The organism is Streptomyces guryensis (assembly GCF_021261325.1).
GTDB classification, from domain to species: domain Bacteria; phylum Actinomycetota; class Actinomycetes; order Streptomycetales; family Streptomycetaceae; genus Streptomyces; species Streptomyces guryensis.
This window is the reverse complement of the sequence record NZ_JAJSBI010000018.1, coordinates 1-20,602: the sequence shown is the minus strand read 5'-3', so window position 1 is coordinate 20,602 and position 20,602 is coordinate 1. Positions and strand designations below refer to the sequence as shown.

Sequence of the window (20,602 nt, the reverse complement as noted above, 5' to 3'; positions counted from 1 at the left end):
TTGCCGCCTGGAGAACCCTGACGTGCCGGCTCTTTGAGACCGGTCCCGAAACCTGGTGGCGTCCCGCACCTGGTGGGAGCGGAGCGTCAGGCGTCCCTGAAGCCGATCGCGCGTTTGACGGCCGCCCGCAGCCAATGGTCGGCCGCTGTGACGGGAAGCCGCTCACGGAAGTAACGGGGGGACGAGCAGTTGTCTGCTCCGAAGCCTGCCTTGAAGAGGGCCAACGAGGACCCGGGGGCGGACTCCCCCATGTCGTACCACCTGCAGCCCGCGGCGCACGCGTCCTCGATCGCCAGCCTGTGCAACAGCGGAACGGCCCGGACCGGATGAGCCAGGTCCCGGTTCATGGCTCCGCGCCAGTACTTCGCGCAGGCGCCGTGGCGCAGGACGACGATCACCGCGGCGGGCTCGCCGGCGCACCAGGCCATCCAGATGGCGCAGGATCCGTCGAGCCGGGATGCCACCGCCTCCATCCGCCGCATCGGGAACTCTCTTCGCCTTCGCCACCGGGCCAGCGCCAGCGGTTCGTGCTGCTGCCGGGCCCAGCGCACGATCGAGTGCTCGTACAGGTGAGCGAAGGGAGGAATGAATCTGCCGGTGGTGTCCACCTCCACCTCGACCTGGGACCTTTCGGCCCTTCGGACGTCGCGCCGCACCCGGTCGCGGAGCCGGCCCATCCAGACAGTGCCGAACCCGCCGTCCAGGTCCAGCACCTGAGTCATGTGAGGCTCCTGCCGGAGGCTCACCGGTGCGGCGCCCGCCCAGACGTCCTCGTCTCCGGGCCGGAAGCGCACGCCGGTCCGGAACACCGGTCGCCGCGCGAGGTCGTCGAGGACCACCCGGGCCTTCGCCGGGCTGACGTCGCCCTGGAACAACGGCCCTCCTACGCCCCAGCCGGCCGGCCATGATTCCTCCGCATCCAGCCACCCAGGGCGCTGCCTCCTGCCGACGAGGGGCAGCACGAGACGGCTGCCGTCCTGGAACTCGTAGAGTCGGCTCGCGTCTCGGTACGGTCCCGTGGCGCAGATACAGTCCAGCCAGGCCGGGGTCTGTGTGACCTGGGTACGCGGGTCCTGACGGGCCAGCGCCGACCAGGTTTCCCGCGGCGCCGGTGCGGTGACGTGAGTGGGACCGTCCGGCGTGTGGATCAGGAGTACAGCAGGTGCGTTCACAGCCTTCTCCCGCCGGTGTACGGGCTCCACGAGGACGACACCAGCGGAGCGAGGATCCTCGTGCCCCCACACCCCGATGCTAGGCCGGGTGGGTGATGCAGGCATCTCAGGCGCCCGGGCGCCCGGCAGCGCATGCGCGGTCAGGGGCCCGCCTGCGCGGCCACCTCGCTGAGCACGGGAACGACGTTCTCGGCGACCCAACGGTGGCTGCGCCCGTATCTGGCCGATTTCGCCGCGTTGCCCGCCACATGCCACAGCCAGGTGAGGAGCGCGAGTGCGGTCTCGCCCTGGCCGTCCGTCGCGAGTTCCCCCGCCTCGGCGAGCAGCCGTCGGTCCTCGGGCCGCAGGGACGCGTGGCGCACCGCATCGGCCACGACCCGCCCGAACTGGCTTCCTGTGTTCTGGTGCCGCATGGTCAGCACGAAGGTGTAGCAGTCGATGGCGGACGGGCCGTCGGGGACGGCGCCCGACCAGTCGATCACTCCGAGCACTCCGGCGTGCTCCCGCGTCAGCAGCACGTTTCCCGGGTGGAAGTCGCCGTGCGTCCACCCGACGAGCAGGCTGCGACCGGACAGACTCCGCAGCAGACGGTCCCTCAGCACCGACATGGCGTGCGCGCCAGAGCCGCCGCGACACCAGCGCACCTCCCGTGCGAGGACGGCCAGCCGGGGGTCGATCCAGTCACCCAGGCGAGCCGTCACCTGCTCCGTTCTCCCGGTGGCCAGGTGCAGTCCGCGGATCGCGCGCAGCGCGGACATCGCAGCCTGGTGGGTGAGCTGCGGGAAACGCCGCAGCAGGGCGTCCCCTTCCACGCCCGGCAGACACCGCTGCGCCACCAGGGGCAGCGGCCCGTGCAGCCGCCGTTGCTCCACCCTGGGCACGAACCGATGCCAGGAGCCGAGGCGCTCGTCGCGTTCCAGGCCTTGTACGACCTCGCACTCCCGCGCGAGCGCCGCCATGGCGCGGGGGCTGCGTGGGTGCTTGACCACCAAGGGAGGCGCGGCGCCGCCGTCGAGTCGGAAAACCAGGAGATCGGAGACCGTCCGCCGCGGCGCGCGCGGACCTCCGCAGGAGAGGCCGTCCACGCGGAGGGAAGCTGCCAGCCGACGAGCGGTCAGGAGGTCGGCCGGACGGGTCAGGAGACCGGCGGGATACATCGGCAGGAATCCGCGCAGCTGCGCTGTGAGACCCATGCGGCCCTCCTCCCTGCCGGACAGTCGCGCAATGTCCTGGTCCCCTTCTCATCATCGCCGCCGGTCCCGGTGTCGGCAGCGGGCCGGTGATCCCACGTGCCCGCTCATGCGTGTTTACGCTGTACGTGGACGCGGCGACCAGCCTGGTCACCGGGTGAGGAGGCAGGCGCATGGCACGTGACTCCGGGGCCGGCGAAGCGCGCCGTGCCAGCGACCGCGGCCGCTACGGACGGCTGAGCCGGGAGCGTGTGCTGGCCAGCGCGCTGCAGCTGGTCGATCGGGAGGGCCTGTCGGCGCTGAGCATGCGCCGGCTGGGAGCGGAACTCGGCGTGGAGGCGATGGCGCTGTACCGGTACGCGGCGAGTAAGGACGCTCTTCTCGACGGCCTGGTCGAAGCGTTGTACCTGGAGCTGGAGGAGCGCCTGAGCGCCGAACCCGAAGCAGGCCGGGCCGACGCCGCGCCCGCCTGGCGAGACGGGCTCCACCGCATCGCCCGCGCCACCTACGACGTCTGCCTCGCCCACCCCCAGGCGGTCCCCCTGCTCACCACCCGCATGCTCGCCGTCCCGCTCGCGCGTCGCCCGCTCGCCGTGCTGAAGGACCACGAGCGCGTGCTCGCCCTGCTCAGGGAGGCCGGGCTCGACGACGCCGGTACGGCCGCCGCCTTCCGGGCCCTCACGGCCTGGCTGCTGGGTTATGTGTCCGTGGAGCTGCGGCCGATGGTGGACAATTCCGACGAGCAGGACCCGGCGTTCCGCCTCGGCCTGCACCGCATGCCGCCCCAGGAGCTGCCCGGGCTCCGGGAGGCCGCCCCCGCCCTCACCGAGCCGGGCGGACCGGCGGGCCTGGCCGCGGGCCTGGACGCGCTGCTCGACCGGTTCGTGGAGACCGCCGGAAGGTAGGCACCCGTCGGATCGTATTCTTCGACGGTGGCTGAGACCGAGCCGATGCGGCTTCCCGACATGCCCCTGCACGATCCGTTCATCGTCGCCGACCAGGCAACCCGCACGTACTACCTCTACACCTCCAACGAGTCCTCCGTATCAGGCGTGGACGGCACCGGCACGATGGTCTACCGCAGCCACGACCTGCGCGACTGGACGAGCCCCGTGGTGGTCTTCCGCGCCGCCGGGCAGAGCGGAATCTGGGCGACCGACGGCGGATGGGCACCGGAGGTCCATGAACTGGGCGGCAGGTACTACCTGTTCACCACCCTCCACAACGAGGCCAGGCCGCTCCCGGTGCCACCCGCCGACCAGTGGGGCACACCGTTCCAGCTCCGCAACTACATGCGCGGCACGATCACCGCTGTCTCCGACTCACTGCTGGGTCCCTTCACCGCCGTCGATCCCGCACGTCCCACCCCGCCCGAGAACCTGATGACCCTCGACGGCACGCTCCACGTCGACCCGTCCGGTCAGCCCTGGATGGTGTACGCCCACGAGTGGCTGCAGACCATTGACGGGACCATGGAGGCGATCCGGCTGGCCCCGGACCTGTCGGGAACGGTCGGTGATCCGGTCTTCCTGTTCAAGGGCTCGGACGCGTTCTGGCTCGGCGAGCAGATCCCCGCCGGCGTCCCGAACCAGCTGCCGCCCTACATCACCGACGGCCCCCAGCTGTACAACACCCCTGACGGGTCGCTGCTCATGCTGTGGTCGACGTACGAGAAGAACGCAGTCGGCAAGGACGGCACCGTCAGCGGTGGCTATGTGCAGACGTGTGCCGTCTCCGAGTCCGGCGAGATCACCGGGCCCTGGCGGCAGCACCGGCCGCTGGTCCGCGAGGACAGCGGTCACGGCATGCTGTTCCACACCTTCGACGACCGGCTGATGATGGTCCTCCACCGCCCGTTCGAGAACGCACGCGGGAAGCTGTACGACATGCAGCTCGTCGGCCACGAACTACGAGTGCTCCGGCAGCGGACGGACCTCGACGGCGGCGGATGACGCCGCTCGAACACACGTGGCCGTCCGGCGGCGACACCGGACGGCCACGGGGCTGGGAAGAGCGTCAGCTCTTGCCGACAAGCCTCCAGATCTGGTTCTTCTTGGTGCTCAGCGCGCTCGCGGGGTCGCAGGTCCACTGATGGATCAGCGCGCCGGCCGTGGTCGAGACGTTGCTGACGTCGACGCACTTGCCACTGTGGGCCGCGACCAGCTGGTAGTCCTTGCTGTTGCCGAGCGCGGTGACGGGGTTGAGGGTGAACTGCTGGTTGGTGGCGCCGTTGCTGCAGGTGTACTGGATGACGGCGGCCCCGTCTGCGGTGGACGCCCCGGAGACGTCCAGGCACTTACCGCTCAGCTCGTTGACCACGGTGTACGTGTTGGTCTTGCCGGCGACCGGCTTGAGGTCGAGCATCTGCTGGTAGCCGCCCTCGCAGTACCACTGCTGGTACTGGGTGCTGTTGGCGGTGCTCAGGTTGGTGTCGTCCAGGCACTGGCCGCTGTTCTCGCTGACGGCCACCGTGGAGACGGTGGTGTCGGACGGCGGAAGCAGGGTGACGGTGTAACCGTCCTTGGCGTTCGTCCAGGGGAGGCTCACCGAGGCCGCGTTGTTGCTGACGTTCAGGGTCGTGTCGGAGATCGTCTCGGGACCGGCCACCGCGCCGCCGTTGTTGTACGGGACGCGCTGGACCACCGCGCGGACCTGGCCGTTCTCCACCACCGACGTGCTACTCAGGCCGGTGAGGTTGACCGTGACCGTGCCGGTGTTGCCGCTGCTGCCGAGCAGGACCTTGGCGTTCTTGGCGGTGTTGTCCTTGGTGGCCAGACCGTCGGTTCCGGTGCCGGGGACGAGGTTGACGATGTTGCCGCTCTGCGAGCCGTAGTAGCGGTACATGAACCACTCGCCCAGCGGCAGGTACTGGCCCGCGCTGTTCTTGGTGAGCAGGTTCGCCTCGTCGTCGTGCAGACCGGTCCCGGAGGCCCAGTTGCCGCGCAGGCCGTCCGCGCCGGCGCGCTCCAGGCGGCCGATGAACCAGGCGCCGCCGCCCGGGGACTGCATGGACAGGGTGGCGTACTCGTTGATCTGGTACGGGCGGGTGTTGGTCAACCCGGCAGCGGCGATGGTGGAGTTGGCGCGGCCGACGTCGACCGCCGGGTCACCCGGCTCGTCATGCCAGCTGTAGATGTCCGGCGCGACGTTGTTGGCCTTCACGTAGTTCAGGTACGTCGTCCACCAGGTGTTGGACGAGTTCGGCTGGCCGGCGATGCTGGGCCCGACGATCAGCTGGCCGGGGAACGCCGCCCGCACCCGGGCGTAGAACCGCGACCACATCTGGAGGTACTGCGCCTGCGAGGGCTTCCAGAAGCCGGCGCCGTCCGGCTCGTTCCACAGGTCCCAGTCGACGGTCATGTTGTTGGCTTTGACGTCGCCAATGAGCTGGGTGACGAAGTTGTCGAACTGCGTCCAGTCCCCGTTGTCACCGGGGAAGGCCTGACTGGTCGTACCGTCGGCGCCCCACAGGTCGTGCGGCAGCAGCACGAAGGTGCCGCCGAGGGCGGCGGTGCGCTTGTACTGGGCGAGCGTCGAGTTCCAGCGGGTCCGGTAGTCGGCGAGGCTGGTGGCGTAGCCGCCGCTGTTGAGCTGGGCACCGCCGGCCCGCATGAAGTGCCACTTGATGTCCTTGAAGAAGTGGTCCTGCGGGAGTGAACCGTCCGGCGTCATGCCGTAGATCATTCCGGAGGCGTGGTACGTCGGGGCACCGCCGGCGGTGGCGAAGTCGACGGTGACGCTGGTGTCCGCGGCCTGGGAGGGGGTGGCCGGCACCAGGGTCGAGGCCAGCGCGGCCATGAGGACGGCGACGGAGGAGATCGCTCGGCGCCGGGTGCGGGTCGTGGATCTGGGAGGGGGTATGGACGATTTCATTGTGCGGCTCCTGGGGGAGGAGGTCGACCGGGGCCCGTCCGGCCCCGGGGCTTCGTGGGAGGCGGCCGCTCAGCGGCCTTCACGGTGCGCGTGTGCTTCGGCCAGCAGGAGGTAGCTGCTGGCGGTCCAGGTGTAGGCGCGGTCGCGCAGGCCCGTGCCGGTGAGGGCGTCGAAGTTCTCGGCGAAGCCGTGGGTCTCGCACAGGGCGCGGAAGCGGGCGCTGATGTCGTCGGCCAGCCGGTGGTGACCGGCGCGGCGCAGGCCGTCCTCGACCAGGACGGTGGCGGGTGCCCAGATCGGGCCGCGCCAGTAGCCGTCGGCGAGGTAGTGCGGCGAGCTGGGCAGTTCGGTGGCCAGGCCGTACGGGGTGAGGTGAGCCTTGATGTGGTCGGCCAGCGCGCTGCTGACCTCACCGGGCAGGTGCTCGCCCAGCACGATGGGCATCAGGTCGAGGAGGCTGGCACTGCTCCAGGTGTCCCCGCCGGCGGCTCCCCGGGCGACGAACCGCTCGCCGGTCCACAGCTGGTCGAGCAGCGCCGTCTGCGTCTCCTCGGCCACGGCCGTCCACCGCTGCGCGGCGTCCGTCTTGCCCAGCTCCCGGGCCAGATCGGCGAGTTCGCGCAGCTGCAGAACGAGGAAGGCGGCCAGGTCGGCGGTGACGACCACCCGCTCGGGGTCGAAGGTGGTGGCGTTGTCCCAGCCGCTGTCGTTGCCGTGCTGGTAGTAGGCCAGTTCCGCGCCGGGGGCCCGTCGCGCGGTGAGCCAGAAGTCCGTCCAGCGCTCCAACCGGGCGTATGCCTGGGCCAGTTGAGCCTGGTCGGGAGGTGCCGGCAGGCGGTGGCGCAGGTGGCCGAAGGCCCAGCCGTGGATGGGGGGCTTGACGAAGTTGTACAGGACCTCGGAGTGGGTGACCGAGTCGGGCAGGGCGCCGCTGTCGTCCTGGTGATCGAAGGGCAGGGCGAACTGGTCCAGGGCCAGTTCGGGGCAACCCGGCGCCAGGGCAAGGGCGTTGAAGCAGTGGTCCCAGCTCCAGACCTTGTCCATCCAGTGCTTGGACATCAGCACGGCGGGCCGGGTGACCAGGCCCGCCGGCCGTACGGTCGCCGACCAGACGACGTAGGCGGCGAGTTCGGCGGCCGGTGCGGCGGACGAACGCCAGGGGGCCACCGCGTCGACGAAGTCCGCGAACGCGCCCTGTGCGGTCTCCAGGATCTCGTCGAAGGTCGCCGAGGACCTGTACGGCGGGCGGGCGGTGTCCAGTTCCTCGACCGCGATCTCCCACCCGCCGCCCGCCTCCTCGGTGATGGCGAGTCCGCGGTCGGCGCTGCCGAGGGCCTGGGCTCCGGCAGCCTCGGCGAGGGAGCCGGACAGCACTGTGACGCGATAGCGGCGTCCGGTCTCGTACGACGTGAAGACGTGCGCGTTCGCCGCCGGGTCGTGGAAGAAGTACGTCCCGCTGAACGGGGTCAGTCCCTGCGCGGCGGCGAAGACGCCGAAGCCCAGGCCGCTCCCCCGCAGCCGTACGGTGTCCGGCGACTCGTAGGCGAGGTCGACACGCCCGCTCTCGCCGATCCAGCTGAGAAGCCCCGGTGTCGCCTCGACACGGGTCCCGGCACGGTCGCCCCCGGGTGAACTCAGGGGAACCAGGCGCAGCACACCGTGCATGCCGTTCTGATGCGAGACGAGATGGAGGTCCTCGGCGTACGTCTTCTCCGCCACCACGGGCGAGATGTCGAACCAGGATCCGTAGGTACTGAACGGAATGTCGTGGACAGAGAAAGCCTGGCCGGATCGGGCGGCGGTCATGGTGACGTGACTCGTTTCTGGAGCAGGGGGCAACAACGGGGGCTCTGAACAGGCCCGGGGGGAAGCACAGCGCCCTGAAGGGGCGCGGGGCCGTGTCTGATGTGCGGCTACCGCCGCGCGGGCGTGACCAGCCACAAGGCAGCCGCAGACACGCGACGGCAATCGCGGCACCAGCGGCTCAGTCCTTCACCGCACCGGCGGTCACGCCGGCGGCGACGTAGCGCTGGGCGAGAACAAGGATCACCGCGGCCGGCAGGGAGGCCACGACGGCGGTGGCCATGATGGCGTTCCACTGCTGGTTGTTGTTGCCGATGTAGTGGTAGATGCCGAGGGTGATCGGCTCATGGGCGCCGCCGTTGGCGAGGGTGCTGGCGAAGACGAAGTCGGACCAGGACCACAGGAACGCGAACAGCGACACGGTGACCACGGCGTTGCGGCTCATGGGCAGGACGATGGACCGGAAGGTCCGTAGAGCCCTTGCGCCGTCCATCTGCGCGGCCTGGATCAGCTCGCCGGGGATGCCGGACATGAACGCGGTGAAGATCAGGACCGCGAAGGGGACGGCGAGGGTCGAGTCGGCGACGATCAGGCCGGGGACGGACTGCAGCAGGCCGAGCTGGAGGTAGATGGCGTAGAAGCCCATCGCCATGATGATGCCGGGGATCATCTGCGCGGCCAGCAGGACGAAGCTCAGGAATCCGCCGCCGCGCGGCCGCAGCTTGGCCAGCGCGTAGCCGGCGGGGGCGGACAGGAGCACGGTCAGCAGGACGGTGCCCAGGCCGATGACCAGGCTGGTGCCGAGGTAGGGCAACTGCTCGTCGAGGACGGTGCGGTAGCCGGCCAGGGTGCCGTGCAGCGGCAGCAGGTCCGGCGGGCTCTTGCGCATGTTCTGGTCGCGGGTGAGGGACACGTTGAGCATCCAGTAGACCGGGAAGAGCATGACCCCGGTCAGCACGACACCGATCGTGGTCTTCAGCCACGTACGCCTGCGGCTTCGGCTCATGACAGGGCCTGCTTTCTCTGCACCCGGACGTAGACCAGGCCGAAGACGAGCGCGGCGACCACCAGCAGGTTGCCGACGGCCGCGCCGGGGCCGAAGGCCGGCAGGAGGTTGCCGAAGCCGAGTTGGTAGGACCAGGTGGCGAAGGTGGTGGAGGAGTCGGCCGGGCCGCCCTTGGTCATGATCCAGATGATGTCGAAGACCTTGAGCGTGTAGACCAGGCCCAGCAGCAGGGTGATCGCGGACACCGGACGCAGCAGCGGGAAGGTGATGCTCCAGAACCGGCGCCAGGAACCCGCCCCGTCCAGCGCGGCGGCCTCGTACAGGCCTGCCGGGATGGACTGCAGACCGCTGTAGAGCACGACCAGGTTGAACGGGACGCCGATCCAGATGTTCGCGATGATCACCGAGGTCAGCGACCAGGACGGCGAGGTCAGCCAGTTGACCGGCCCGATGCCGACGGCGTGCAGAGTGGCGTTGACGACACCCGATTCGCTGTTGAGCATCCACGACCAGGTGGAGGCCGACACGATCAGCGGCAGCAGCCACGGCACGAGGAACAGGGCGCGCAGGGTCGCGGAGAGCCGGAAGTTCTGGTTGAAGAAGACCGCGAGGGCGAGCCCGATGGCGTACTGGAAGACCAGGCAGACGGCGGTGAAGAGCGCGGTGTGCAGCAGGGCCGGGGCGAAGGTCGGGTCGTCGAAGACCTTGCGGTAGTTCGCCAGGCCCGTGAACGGCGCGTCGCCCTGGACGAAGGAGCGGACGGTGTAGTCGCGCAGGCTCAGGTCGAGGTTGCGGTAGAGCGGATAGGCGTAGAAGAGGGCCAGGTAGAGGGTCACCGGGGCGAGGAAGCCCCAGGCGGCCCACTGGGTGGAGGGGGGCCGGCGGCGCCTCCTGCCGCGGGCCGGGGGCGGGGCGGCGTGGGCCGCCCCGTTCCGGACGTCTGCGGGCCGGTGGTCCGGCGGATGTGTCGTCTGCTTCATCGATCCCACGTCACTTGGCCGCGGCCTGCGCCGAACTCAGCGCGTCCTTGGGCGACTTGGAGCCACTGAGGGCGGACTGGACGGCCTTCCACATCTGCTCGGAGATCTTGGGATACTTGGTGCCCAGGTCGTCGCTGGTGCGTCCCTTGGCCGCCTTGACCGCGGCGACCCACGGCTTCAGGTCGGCGTTCGCGGTCACCTGCTTGTCCTGGATCTCGCTGGTGGGGGCCACGTAGGACAGCGTGGTGTCGGTGTTGTAGAGGTTGTCGCCGCTGGTCAGGCACGTCACCAGCTTCTGCGAGGTGGCGTAGCGTCCGGTGTCCTTCTGGACCGGGAGGGTCACGAACTCGCCGCCGGTCGGGGCCGCCGCGTTGCCGCCCGTGGCCGCCGGGACGGGGATCACGCCGTAGTCGAAGCCGGCCTTCTTGACGTTGGCCAGCTGCCAGGTGCCGTTCTCGCTGAACGCGTAGTCGCCGCTGGCGAACTCCTGCCAGCTGGTGGTCTGGGTGTTGTTGAGGACCGAGTTCGGGGCGTAGCCCTGCTTCAGCCAGTCCTTCCACAGGGACAGCGCCGACACGGCCTGGGAGGAGTCGAGTTCGGTCAGCTTGGCACCCGAGCCCCAGAACCAGGGCAGGAACTGGAAGCTGCCCTCCTCCGTGCCGATCGCGGAGAACGTGATGCCCTTCTTGCCGGCCTTCTTGACCTTCGCCAGCGCCGCGGTCAGTGACTTCCAGTCCTTGACCGAGGCCACGTCCACGCCGGCCTTCTTGAGCACGTCCTTGTTGTAGTACAGGGCGAGGGTGTTGGCGCCGATCGGCGTGCCGTAGGTCTTACCGCCCGACTGGCCGGCCGCGAGCAGGTTTTGGTCGACCTTCGAGGTGTCCAGCTTGTTGTCGTCGGTCGTGGTGAGCACGCCGGCCTCGGCCAGGGTCGACACCACCGGGTTGTCGACGATGAGGACGTCCGGGGAGTTGCCCTGCTGGGCCGCGAGCAGCGTCTTGTTGCCCAGGTCGCTGGTGTCGAAGGCGGTCCGCTTGACCTTCACCCCGGCCTTGGTGCCGCACTGGTCCAGCAGCTTCGCCCAGTCCGAGGTCTTGTCGAACTGCGGGTACGGGTCCCAGATCGTGTACGTGCCGCCGCCGGCGCCCTTGGTGTCGGTGCTGCCCGAACCGGAGGAGCAGGCGGTGGCGGAGACGGCCACGGCGAGCGCGGTCACGGCGGCGGCGGTCAGACGGCGCTGTCTGGAGGAGCTGTTCATGGCGAGGGTTCCTTTGTTCTGGGCATGCGGGTGCCGAGGCACGGGGTGGTGAGCGACACGGGGTGACGCGGGAGACGGGCACGGCGAACGGACCGTTGAGCGGTTCGGGCGCCCGGTGAAGTGAAGTCAGGAGATGTACGCGGTGAGTTACGCGGGTGAGTGACGCCTGTGAGTGGCGCGGGTGAGTTACGCGGGGACGGTCAGGGTGTGGTCAGGACGCGGTCGCGGGCCCGGTGCTGGCCCGCAGGGAGATCGGCGGTGCGAGGAGATGGTGCCGGGACGGCCCGTCGGGATGGTCGAGCCGCTCCACCAGCAGGTCGACGGCGTGTCGGCCCATCTCCTCCGCCGGTACGTCGGCCGCGGTGAGCTGCGGGGTCACCGTCTCCGCCCAGCGGCCGGCGACGACCCCGGTGACGGAGAAGTCGCGCGGCACATGGCGACCCGCCTGGGCGAGCCCCCGGTAGAGGCCGCCGAGAGCAGCCTCGTTGAGGGTGACCAGGCCGGTTGTGGCCGGGTCGTCGTGCAGGATCCGTTCCAGGCAGGCCTGGCCGGACGCCGCGTCGTCCCCGCAGCAGTACGTCCGCACGGTCAGCCCGCGTTCGGCCGCGGCCTTGGTGAAGCCGTCCAGGCCGCGGTGCGCGGACTCGTATCCGGCCCGCAGCAGCTGCTCGGGACGGTTGACGAAGGCGATGCGGCGGTGGCCGAGGTCCGCCAGGTGGTGGACGCACGCCGCCGCCAGCGCGGTGTGGTCCAGGCCGACCCACCAGCCGCCCTCCGGGTGGGCGGTACGGCCGATGGCGACGGAGGGGAAGCCCAGCTCGGCCAGGTGGTCGACCCGGTCGTCCTCGAGCCTGATCTCCATCAGGATCGCTCCGTCGACCCGCCGCTCCCCCAGCAGCCGCTGGAAGGAGCGGTCGCTGTCGACGCCGCTGGGTGAGAGCAGTACGTCGTAGTCGTAGGCCGCGGCGGCCTCCACCACGCTGCCGATGAAGTCGAGCTGCATGCCGGTGTAGTGGTTGCCGGCGGGCGGGAAGACCAGGCCGATGGTGTTGGTGCGGCCGTTGGCGAGGGCGCGGGCGCTGGCGTTCGGGCGGTAGCCCAGCTCGTCGATGACCTGCTGGATCTTCCGGCGGGTGTCGTCCGAGACCGGGCGCTTGCCGCTCAGCGCGTAGGAGACGGTGCTCCGCGAGACACCGGCCCGGCGGGCGATCTCTCCGATGTTCACGGGCGGCTCCTTGCTCGAAATCAGGCTCGAACCGGTTCGACTTCTCGATGGAGAGAGTACTCGTCGGTTCACGAGGGCGGGTGGAACTGCGAGGCCGATCCGGTTGTCGAACCGGTTCGCGTGAAGCGACCGTAGGAACTGGCCGGACGCCTGTCAACACCTCTGACAGCACTTTCGTATCCGTCGGAAGGCCCCGTTTTCCTCGGGTCGAGGGGATTGCTGGCCCGGATTCCCGATGCTAGCTTCCCCGAACCGGTTCGATGAAGTGATCCTTCCGACGACACCAGCCCCGTTCCGCACCTGATCGAACCGGTTCGACGCATACCGATACGCAGATATGCCGATCCACAAGGATTGAGGACGCAATCCATGCCATCCGCTGACAGATCCGCCCGGCGCCGGGCCCCGGCCGCCATGGTGCTGGCTCTCGGCGCGGGGCTGCTGGCCGCACCGGCCGTCCCCGCGCAGGCGGCCGATACGCCCCAGCCCGCCGCCCACTACACCTTCGACCAGGACGATCTCGCCTCCGGCAGGATCACCGACAGCTCGGGCAACGGGCTGACGGCGACCCTGGTGAACGGCTCCACCGCCCAGTCCGTCGCGGGCCCGGACGGCGGCAAGGCGCTGTCCCTGCCCGGCGGGGCACCCACCTCGGACGGCGCCTATGTCCGCCTTCCCCGCGAAGTGCTCGGCGACGCGGGCGACTTGACGGTCTCGGCCCGCGTGAAGTGGAGCGGCGACAAGTCGGACTGGCAGCGGATCTTCGATCTGGGCGCCGACACCAGCAGGTACCTGTTCACGACGCCGTACAACGGCAGCGTGCTGCGCACCGCCGTGACCACCGGCGGCGGAGGCGCGGAGGCACAGGTCTCCGGATACGCCCCGCTGCCCGCCGACGGCTGGCGGACCGTGACCGTCACCCTCGACACGGCCGCCCACCGGGTCATCACCTACCTCGACGGCGTGGCGGTCTCCTCCGCCGCGACGACAGTCAAGGCCAGGGACCTCCTGGACGGTTCGGCCACGGCGGCCGGCTACATCGGCAAGTCCTTATACCCGGACCCGCTGCTCAAAGGCGCGGTCGACGACTTCGCGGTCTGGCACTCTGCGCTGACCCCCGAGCAGGTCGCCGGCACGGTCGCAAGCGTGCCCACCCTCCAGCAGCTCTCGCAGACATCCTTCGACGTCCGTACGACGACCGGGACGGCCCCTTCCCTCCCCGCGGCCGTCCGCTCCGCCTTCTCCGACGGCTACGACCGCGATGCGCCGGTCACCTGGGACGCCGTACCGGCCGAGGAGTACGCCCGGGTGGGCACCTTCACGGTCGCCGGAGCCGCCGCCGGACACGCGGTGAAGGCGACCGTCACCGTGGTCCGCGAGGGGGCCCTGACCGTCGACCTCGGCTCGGACACCGGCAAGTTCCACGGCGGTGCCTCCGGCACCCTCTATGGCGTGTACGGGCCGGACGTCCCCACCAACAACCTCATCGAGGGCATGGGGCTGCGGACCGTCTCCACCAAGGCACAGGACGGCCCGCAGCACCCCGGCGCCGACGCGCTGGACGTGGTCAAGCCGCTGGCCGACTCCACCGACGGCGACGTCTACATCTACATGACGGACATCAACCGCGGCTTCCCGTACGAGTGGCCCGGCGACACCCCCGCGGAGAAGCTCAGGCTCTACGAGGAGAAGATCGCCAAGCAGGTCGACCAGGTCCTGCAGCTACCGAAGCGGTACCAGGACAACATCGTCTTCGTGCCGTTCAACGAGCCCGAGGGCAACATGTTCGGCACCGGTGACTGGAGCTACGACAAGGTCAGCTGGCTGACCGACCCCAAGGACTACTTCGCCGCCTGGGACTCCGCCTACAAGCTCATCAAGGGCAAGATGCCGGAAGCCCGTATAGCCGGTCCCAACACCAGCGTCCTGTTCGACCAGGTGAAGGGCTTCCTCACGCACACCCTGGCCGCGGGGACGCTCCCCGACGTGATCACATGGCATGAGCTGAGCCACCCGGAGGCGGTGCGCGAGAGCGTCGCCAAGTACCGGGCGTGGGAGAAGGACCTGTTCAAGGGCACCGACCGTGAGGGCACCCAACTCCCCGTCAACATCAACGAGTACGCCTTCAACTACCACACCTCCGTGCCCGGCCAGATGATCCAGTGGGTGTCCGCGATCGAGGAGTCCAAGGTGGACGCCGACATCGCCTACTGGAACATCGACGGCAATCTCTCCGACTCCGCGGTGCAGTCCGACCGCGGCAACGGCCAGTGGTGGCTGCTGCACTCGTACGCCTCGATGAGCGGGCACACCGTGAAGGTGACCCCGCCGTTCCCGGGCCAGAACTACACCATGCAGGGCGTGGCCACGCTCGACGAGAAGAAGAAGCAGGCCCGGCTGATTTTCGGCGGGTCGACCGGGAAGGGCCACATCACCTTCTCGGGCGTCCCCAGGAAGGTCTTCGGGGACCAGGTCCACGCCTGGGTGCGGGAGATCGACTGGAGCGGGCAGGTCGGGGACAACTCCGGCCCGAAGCTGCTGACGGAGACGAATCTGAAGGTCGGTGACGACGGGACGGCCGTCGTGGACTTCGGCGACGGCGCGCTGCCGAAGCTGAAGGAGTCCTCGGCCTACGAGATCGTCCTCAGCCCGGCCGGAAAGGCGAAGGCAACACAGTCCGCGCCCGTGCGCTGGCAGGGCTCGTACGAGGCGGAGGACGCCGCCCACACCGGGTCCGGCTACTCCAGGAACGGCCCGGAGGGCTCGACGGCCGACGTGTCGAAGTTCTACACCTCCGGCGGCTACGACGTGGGCGGTCTGCGCACCGGCTCGGACGTCACGCTCGACTTCGCCGTGGACGTGCCCGAGGACGGCACGTACGACCTGAGTGTCTTCGCCAACTCCCTGAACACCTTCGACAAGGTGAAGGAGCAGGGCCCCACCAACGTGTTCCTGCGGATGGACGGAGAGGCGGACAGCGAGCAGGAGCTGTATCTGCCGCTCGGCTACAAGTGGGTGGTGTGGGACCACGGCGACACCAAGGTGCATCTCACCAAGGGCCGGCACACCCTGACGCTGGCCGCGAAGAGTCTCGACGGCGAGCGCGCCACCAAGGGCGACGCCATCGTCGACCGCCTCACCCTGTCCCTGCCGGACGCCTCGGCGGCCACCGAGGTCTACGAGGGTGAGCTGGCCTGGCCGGGCGGCGGGGCGCGGCCCGTCTACGACCTGCCCAAGCACACCCCGGCCCCGGCCACCGGCTCCGGCGCGGTCCGAGTCGCGAAGGGACAGACGGCCACGTTCTGGGTCTACTCGCCCGCCGACCGCGAGGCCACCCTCGATGTCGGCACCCTGGGCGGGGCGGACGCGCGGCTGTCGGTCAACGGGCACGACGTCCTGCACGTGTCCAGGGCCGGGCACGAGGTCGCCGTCTCCCTTTCGGGCGGCATCAACAAGGTGACCGTGACCGGCGGTTCGGCCGCCACCCTCGTGGACCGGCTGACGGTCACGCCCACCGACGGCACGCTCAAGGCACGTACGTACGAGGCGCAGGACGCCAAGCTCGCGGGCTCGGCCACGGTGACCTCACTGCCCCTGGCGACCGACGGTACGGCGATCACGGGCATCGGCGGCGACCCGGGCAACGGCAACACGGCGACGTTCACGGTCGCCGCGGACAAGGCCGGGCTGTACGCGCTGCGCATCCGCTACTCGAACCCGGAGCAGTCGGAGGCGACGCACTACAACCCGGACCCGCTGGCCCGCCACGCCGACATCACCGTCAACGGAGGCGCCGTGCAGCGCGTCGGCTTCCCGCACACCTTCCACCAGGACAACTTCTGGGAGCTGACCGTCCCGGTCCAGCTGAAGAAGGGGCAGAACACGATCGCCTTCCGCTCCGAGGAACTGCCGAACTTCGACGGCACGACCTACGCCTCCGACACCTTCCCGGGGGTGCTGCTCCGCTCCCGCTACGCGCCGCTGATCGACCGGATCGTCGTGGCGCCGTTTGCGCGGGAGGTGCGATGAGTCAGCCGCCGGTGCCGCAGGCAGAGGCCCGGTTCCGCCACCCGAGGCGGGACCGGGCCGCCGGCGTTTCCGACCGGGCCCGGGTCAGGCGCGCCGGCGGACCACTGCGAAAGTCCTCCGGCCTCAGGAATCACGCCCTCGCCGCTTACGGCGCCGCCCTGACGCCGAGCGAGTCCAGGGCGGCGGTCACGGTATTTCGCAGCGTCGCGGCGTCGGCACCGGCACGCGAGCGCAGGTTGACGCCGTAGGCGAGCAGCGCCAGCAGATCCGCGGAGGCGCCGGGCGCGGTCCCCGGGGCAAGCTGCCCCTGGCGCTCGGCGGTCACCAGGGCCGCGTACAGCGCCTCGCACAGCTCCCGGTGGTGCTGGTCCAGGACGGCACGTACCGCCGGATCGCTGTTCTCAGCCCCGGCGTGCGCGTTGGAGACCATGCAGCCCCAGCGGGCGTACTCGCCCGAGCAGCGGGTCTCGATCAGGCCGTCGAAGAACTCGGAGACGGCCGGCAGGCCCCGCTCGTCCTCGGCCAGGCGCCGAAACACCGGCTGGGACCGCTGCTCCAGGTAGCGGCGCAGCGCGGCCAGGTAGAGCTCCTGTTTGCCGCCGAACGTGGCGTACAGGCTGGAGCGGTTGAGCCCGGTCGCGGTCACCACGTCCTGGATCCCGGTCGAGGCAACGCCCTGCCGCCAGAACAACCGCACCACGGTCTCCAGGCTGGCGTCCGGATCAAAGTGCTTGATGTCCGGCATGATCCACCCCACCATCCTGAAATAAGGATTCCAAGATACTCCCCGGTTCGCGTCACCCCCTCCGCGCGGCTGGCGCGAGGGCGCGCATACCCTTATCTTGGAACGGTCATTTCAAGATTTTGCCCCGCTCCAGCCGTCAGCCGGGAGGAACGAGCACCATGACCACCTTGACCGCGGAACTGCGCACCTTCTACGAAGCGCGTCAGCAGCAGATCCCCACCGAGATCCGGGAGATCATGCAGCGGGCCGGCCGGGAACTCGCCGACTCCGGCCAGGCCGCCCACGCCCTGACCGTCGGCGCCCAGGCCCCACGCTTCCACCTCCCCACGGCCACCGGACAGACCCTGGCCCTGGACGACCTGCTCACCGACGGGCCGGTCGTGTTGACCTTCTACCGCGGCGCCTGGTGCCCCTACTGCAACATCGCCCTGCGCTGTCTCCAGCAGCACCACGAGGCCATCACCGCCCGCGGCGCCCGCCTGTTGGCCGTGTCCCCGCAGATCCCCGACGAGTCCCTCACCCTGGCGGAGAAGCACGACCTCGCCTTCGACGTCCTCAGCGACATCGGCTCCGAAACCGCCAAGCAGTACGGCCTCGCCTTCGACCTGCCCCACGACCTCGCCGCCGTCTACGACAGGCTCGGCTTCGACCTCCAGCGCGTCAACGGCGGACACCCGCGCACGCTCCCGCTGCCCGCCACCCACGTCATCGACCGTGACGGCGTGATCCGCTGGTCCTTCGTCGACACCGACTACACCACCCGCGCCGAACCGGCCGACATCCTCGCCGCCCTCGACTCAGTGAACTGATCCCCGGGCAATCGTGTGGGCGCTCCGGCTGACGACCGCGAACGCCCACGCATCGCCGGTGCTGAGAGACGGCCGTCCGATCCACGTCCGCGTGGCGATGGGCGGCGCGGGAGGCGAAAATGAGGGGGACAGCGGGGCGCTGCAGCCTTGTGACCGGCGGACTCGTTGAAGACTCCGGACGCCGCGGGCGGGACTTCAGGGCTTTCCCGCAGATGCAGGCAGGAACACAGGTGATCGCTCATGTGCCGATGGCTCGCTTACTCGGGAACACCCCTGCTTCTCGACACCATCCTCTACAAACCGGCCCACTCGCTGATCGATCAGAGCCTCCACTCCAGACTGGGTGTCGAGACGACGAACGGCGACGGTTTCGGCGTCGGATGGTACTCGCAGTCGCAGGAGAGCATCGACACCCCGGCCCTGTTCAGGGACATCGGCCCGGCCTGGAACAACCGCAATCTGAGGGAGCTCGCGGATCATGTCCGTTCCCCGTTGTTCTTCGCCCACATACGGGCGACGACCGGCACGGCGGTGCAGCAGACGAACTGCCACCCGTTCCGGCACGGCCGTTGGATGTGGATGCACAACGGCGTCATCACGGATTTCCACCTCATGCGTCGCGAGCTGTCCCTGCTCGTCGACCCTGCGCTGTACTCGGACATCGAAGGAACGACGGACTCGGAGGTGATGTTCTACCTGGCGCTCACCTTCGGCCTGGACGAGGACCCGCCGGGCGCCGTGTCCCGGATGGTGGGAGTGGTGGAACGCAGCGGCCGCGACCACGGTGTGGAGTTCCCGGTGCAGATGACGGTCGCCGTGAGTGACGGCGGCCGCGTCTGGGCCTTCCGCTACTCGAGCCAGGGTGCTTCCCGGTCGTTGTTCTACAGCACCCGCGTGGACGCCCTGCGCAGACTGCACCCCGATGCGGCCTTCCTGCGGGAAGTGTCCGACGAGACCCGCCTCGTCGTCTCCGAGCCTCTCGGCGACCTGCCTGGCGCCTGGAACGAGGTACCGGAAAGCAGTTACGGCGTCGTACAGGCCGGTGCCGACGAGTTGCATCCGTTCGTCCCCGAACCTGCATGACGCGTGGGCCGTGCGTGGGCCGTTCCTCATCGGCCCGAGGTCCTGGCACGACTCACGCGGTTCTTGTGGCGGACCGCTTCGCGGTCCTACCCCTGCCGCGCGACGGCGCTGTACGGGGCGGTGCGGTCGGCCACTTGAACTCGATCTCCAGCTCGATCTCCCCGTCGCCGACCTCGACTTCCAACTCGCCGCGAAGGTCGTCGGGAATCCGCAGGCTCAGCGTCCAGGGGCCGAGTTCCAGTTCGGCATCCCCGCCTTCTCTCAGCGCAGTCGCAAGTGCAGTGAGCTGATCGGCCGCCTCAATGCGTGACAGCGAGCTCTTCTGCTCGACCTTGAGATCCTTCATGGATACCTCCGATCCCCGATCCGGAACAAGCAGGGCATAACGTCCATTCTGAGGCCATGCCCGGGATCGGACATCCTCACGACCGCAGCGCGGGCCCCGTCGATCTCCGGGGCGTCCGGGGAGGGGCCCGAGCCGGCCTTTCGTCCATTAGGCGCCTCCCCGCCCCGATCATCGCGGGCCTCGACAGGCACAGCGGGACGCGCACCGATGTCCTCTCTGTCAAGTTCAGCGTGTGAAGCCGAGGTGTTTCTCTGCATCCGCCCCGGCAAAGCGACGGCGCGTCGGCCGTGTTGAAGGTTGTTGACGGAGTTCGCGAGCGACGGCATGATGACCGACTGCGTGGCCTACGCCGAACCTCCCGCGACCGTCCCCAGCACGGTCTCCCCTCGGAGGCAAAGGGACCAGCGTCTCAGGCCGTTGCCGCAGCCCGATCGCCTCGGGCGAGGTTGCCGGGGAGCCGTCGCTCAAGGCGTGGAAGGCCGCGATGACAGCCCGTAGGAACTTCAAGCGCCAGGTACGTGCCCGCGCCGCCAAGACCGGCGAGTCCTACACGTCCGCCCTCCGGCACTTCCGTCCGACTCCATCGGGAGACGTCATGCCGGAAGCAGGGAATCCCAAGAACGTGCGGCTCGCCGCAGCACAGACCACCGTCCGCGAAGACCCCCGCGACGTCGAAGCGCTGCACGAGAGCGGCCGTGGGGTCCGTGCTCTGATGCGCCAGGCCAGCGCCCGGCAAGCGAGGATCGTGCACTTTCCGGAAGGCGCGATCTGCTTTCCCAGCAAGCTGGTCATGTCGGTCGACGGCCCGGACGCGGCCGGCCCCGCGGACTGGAATCGGTGCCAGTGGCCGGTCCTCCGATCGGAGTTGGCGGCGATCGCCGAGTTGGCCCGCGAGTTGCGGCTGTGGACGGTGATCCCGTCGGTGCACCGCCTGACCGGCCCGAACCGCCCGCACAACAGCCTCTCTGCGCCACGAGGCGCAGTGCCGTATAGCCCGCGCAGCGGGCAGAGATTGGAGGAATGTCTCTGGATCTGATGGCTTACCCAAGATCCGAAAGGTGAAGGGGACGATAGCATGCCAGG

16 protein-coding genes are annotated in these 20,602 nt (G+C 69.5%); 6 read left to right on the top strand and 10 right to left on the bottom strand.

Annotated features, from left to right (window positions below):
* Positions 1–86: 86 nt before the first annotated feature.
* Positions 87–1,172: a GNAT family N-acetyltransferase gene (locus tag LJ657_RS48705; protein WP_232652024.1), complete on the bottom strand. Its 1,086-nt coding sequence runs from the start codon at positions 1,170–1,172 to the stop codon at positions 87–89.
* A 140-nt stretch (positions 1,173–1,312) separates the two neighbouring features.
* Positions 1,313–2,365 (bottom strand): phosphotransferase family protein, encoded by a 1,053-nt coding sequence (locus LJ657_RS30270; protein ID WP_232652023.1) that lies wholly within the window; start codon positions 2,363–2,365, stop codon positions 1,313–1,315.
* A 170-nt stretch (positions 2,366–2,535) separates the two neighbouring features.
* On the opposite strand from LJ657_RS30270, the gene LJ657_RS30265 reads away from it, so the two are divergent.
* Entirely contained in the window at positions 2,536–3,267 is a 732-nt protein-coding gene (locus tag LJ657_RS30265; protein ID WP_232652022.1) for a TetR/AcrR family transcriptional regulator, read from the top strand.
* A gap of 45 nt (positions 3,268–3,312) precedes the next feature.
* A complete protein-coding gene (locus tag LJ657_RS30260) occupies positions 3,313–4,314 on the top strand; it encodes a glycoside hydrolase family 43 protein (RefSeq protein ID WP_232652175.1) in 1,002 nt (333 codons plus the stop codon).
* Between the two features lie 64 nt (positions 4,315–4,378).
* Here the strand turns inward: LJ657_RS30260 and LJ657_RS30255 are convergent, their stop codons facing one another.
* From LJ657_RS30255 to LJ657_RS30230, 6 genes are all read right to left on the bottom strand, one after another.
* Positions 4,379–6,235: an RICIN domain-containing protein gene (locus LJ657_RS30255; RefSeq protein ID WP_232652021.1), complete on the bottom strand. Its 1,857-nt coding sequence runs from the start codon at positions 6,233–6,235 to the stop codon at positions 4,379–4,381.
* A 69-nt stretch (positions 6,236–6,304) separates the two neighbouring features.
* Positions 6,305–8,041, bottom strand: coding sequence for an amylo-alpha-1,6-glucosidase (locus LJ657_RS30250; protein ID WP_232652020.1), 1,737 nt, complete (start codon positions 8,039–8,041; stop codon positions 6,305–6,307).
* Between the two features lie 178 nt (positions 8,042–8,219).
* Positions 8,220–9,044 (bottom strand): carbohydrate ABC transporter permease, encoded by an 825-nt coding sequence (locus LJ657_RS30245; RefSeq protein WP_232652019.1) that lies wholly within the window; start codon positions 9,042–9,044, stop codon positions 8,220–8,222.
* On the bottom strand, positions 9,041–10,024 hold the full coding sequence (locus LJ657_RS30240) for a carbohydrate ABC transporter permease (protein WP_232652018.1): 984 nt from the start codon (positions 10,022–10,024) through the stop codon (positions 9,041–9,043). Before LJ657_RS30240 ends, LJ657_RS30245 begins: the two co-directional genes overlap by 4 nt.
* Before the next feature lie 10 nt (positions 10,025–10,034).
* Positions 10,035–11,282 carry a sugar ABC transporter substrate-binding protein gene (locus LJ657_RS30235; protein WP_232652017.1) on the bottom strand — a complete coding sequence of 416 codons (1,248 nt, stop codon included), beginning with the start codon at positions 11,280–11,282 and terminating at the stop codon, positions 10,035–10,037.
* A gap of 211 nt (positions 11,283–11,493) precedes the next feature.
* A complete protein-coding gene (locus LJ657_RS30230; RefSeq protein ID WP_232652016.1) occupies positions 11,494–12,507 on the bottom strand; it encodes a LacI family DNA-binding transcriptional regulator in 1,014 nt (337 codons plus the stop codon).
* Positions 12,508–12,921: 414 nt separating this feature from the next.
* Here LJ657_RS30230 and LJ657_RS30225 point away from each other — a divergent pair, with 414 nt between their 5' ends.
* The gene (locus LJ657_RS30225; RefSeq protein ID WP_232652174.1) at positions 12,922–16,536 is read left to right on the top strand and encodes a LamG-like jellyroll fold domain-containing protein; all 3,615 of its coding nucleotides are present in this window, start codon (positions 12,922–12,924) and stop codon (positions 16,534–16,536) included.
* Between the two features lie 145 nt (positions 16,537–16,681).
* Here LJ657_RS30225 and LJ657_RS30220 read toward each other — a convergent pair whose 3' ends face one another.
* Complete coding sequence (locus LJ657_RS30220) at positions 16,682–17,281, bottom strand: TetR/AcrR family transcriptional regulator (RefSeq protein WP_232652015.1); 600 nt, start codon at positions 17,279–17,281, stop codon at positions 16,682–16,684.
* Between the two features lie 158 nt (positions 17,282–17,439).
* On the opposite strand from LJ657_RS30220, the gene LJ657_RS30215 reads away from it, so the two are divergent.
* Complete coding sequence (locus LJ657_RS30215; protein WP_232652014.1) at positions 17,440–18,090, top strand: peroxiredoxin-like family protein; 651 nt, start codon at positions 17,440–17,442, stop codon at positions 18,088–18,090.
* Between the two features lie 240 nt (positions 18,091–18,330).
* Positions 18,331–19,173 carry a class II glutamine amidotransferase gene (locus LJ657_RS30210; RefSeq protein ID WP_232652013.1) on the top strand — a complete coding sequence of 281 codons (843 nt, stop codon included), beginning with the start codon at positions 18,331–18,333 and terminating at the stop codon, positions 19,171–19,173.
* A 52-nt stretch (positions 19,174–19,225) separates the two neighbouring features.
* On the opposite strand, the gene LJ657_RS30205 is transcribed toward LJ657_RS30210, so the two are convergent.
* Positions 19,226–19,519: an amphi-Trp domain-containing protein gene (locus LJ657_RS30205; RefSeq protein ID WP_232652012.1), complete on the bottom strand. Its 294-nt coding sequence runs from the start codon at positions 19,517–19,519 to the stop codon at positions 19,226–19,228.
* 595 nt (positions 19,520–20,114) lie between these two features.
* On the opposite strand from LJ657_RS30205, the gene LJ657_RS30200 reads away from it, so the two are divergent.
* Complete coding sequence (locus LJ657_RS30200; RefSeq protein ID WP_232652011.1) at positions 20,115–20,555, top strand: carbon-nitrogen hydrolase family protein; 441 nt, start codon at positions 20,115–20,117, stop codon at positions 20,553–20,555.
* The last annotated feature ends 47 nt before the right edge of the window (positions 20,556–20,602 follow it).